The following is a 1190-nucleotide window of genomic DNA, read 5'->3' as shown; positions in this document are numbered from 1 at the left end:
GCATCCAGAGATGATTCCACAAGCCCATCAGTACGTTTATCGACGGGATAAGAAACATCAGTTGTTATGCCTAAATGATTTGCAAGTGATGAACGAACAGAGCGTGCATCCAGCTTTTCACCTTCTATATCACTGGAATAGATAATATTCGCTAAAACCGCATCCAATGTTATTCCTTCATGATCTAAAGTCTGGCTGCTACCATTTAATTTTCCTTGCAAGTAGGTCGCCTTACACACTAAAGGATGCAACCTATGAATATCAAAGGTAAATTGCGGCCATTCTTTCTCTTCCCAAATCCACATGCAGCCTCCATTGAGTCAAATAGCGCCTTTATTCTACCCATAAAGTGAGGCGATTAATATAGTTAATTGCCTCATAACATTATTGAGACATAAAAAAACCAGCACGAAGGCTGGCTTTTATAGTACGGAGTGCCCAGACAAACCGGGCGTTAACATTTATTTTTTGACCGGTGCAGCTGCGGGCGCTTTCTCTAAACCACCTTTCACCATGCGCTCGATGACCTCAACAAAGCCTGCGAACGGGCGTGCGCCGACAATGCTTTCACGTTCACCGGTTTTGTTGTCAATCACGATGGTCGTTGGCGTCCCGTTGACACCGTCTTTGGTACCGGCATCCATATCCCGCTTGATACGCTGGATGATGTTCGGATCCTGCATGCAGGTATCAAATGCTGTTTTGTCGAGTTCAAACAATGCCGGGATACTGCCGCTGTCTTCAAAGCCTTTGCCATTACCCTGCGTGTGCTCAAACCAGTAGTTGGTCGCCCCCCAGAAGCCCTTCGGTCCTTTTTGCTCGGCCACACATTCCGCTGTCATGGCCGCTTTTGTTGCCATTGGCTCATGAAAAGCCAGGTTGAAGTGACGCCATTCCCAGTTCACTGCGCCGTTGTTGGCCGTATCAACCAGATATTTCGGCGTCTTATGGAACTGCTTACAGAACGGGCATTCCAGATCTTCGTAGTTCACCAGCGTAAAGCGAGCGTCCGGATTACCGTAGATGTAGCGCCCGTCTTTGTTGACGCTAACCTGCTCCCAGCCTTTGTACAACTCAGCGCGTTTCTCAGCCAGTTTGTCTTCTTCCAAGCCAGCCAATGCGGTTTGTACCGCTGACTTCACATCACCGACTGTACCCGCAAAGCCACCGCCGGAATTAGCCAGCTGCGC

Annotated in this window: 2 protein-coding genes; both read right to left on the bottom strand. The window is 48.6% G+C overall.

What is annotated here, in order from left to right; all coding sequences use genetic code 11:
* The coding region (locus ACVRRC_RS21815) for a DUF4172 domain-containing protein (protein WP_472997549.1) at positions 1-305 on the bottom strand (305 nt) is incomplete at its 3' end.
* Positions 306-461: 156 nt separating this feature from the next.
* A partial coding sequence (locus ACVRRC_RS21810; protein ID WP_472997548.1) for a DsbA family protein occupies positions 462-1190 on the bottom strand: 729 nt, incomplete at its 5' end.

It is taken from the genome of Stutzerimonas sp. LR2, from assembly GCF_055755175.1.
Note: the sequence above shows the minus strand (reverse complement) of the source record. Positions and strands in the feature narration are given on the sequence as shown.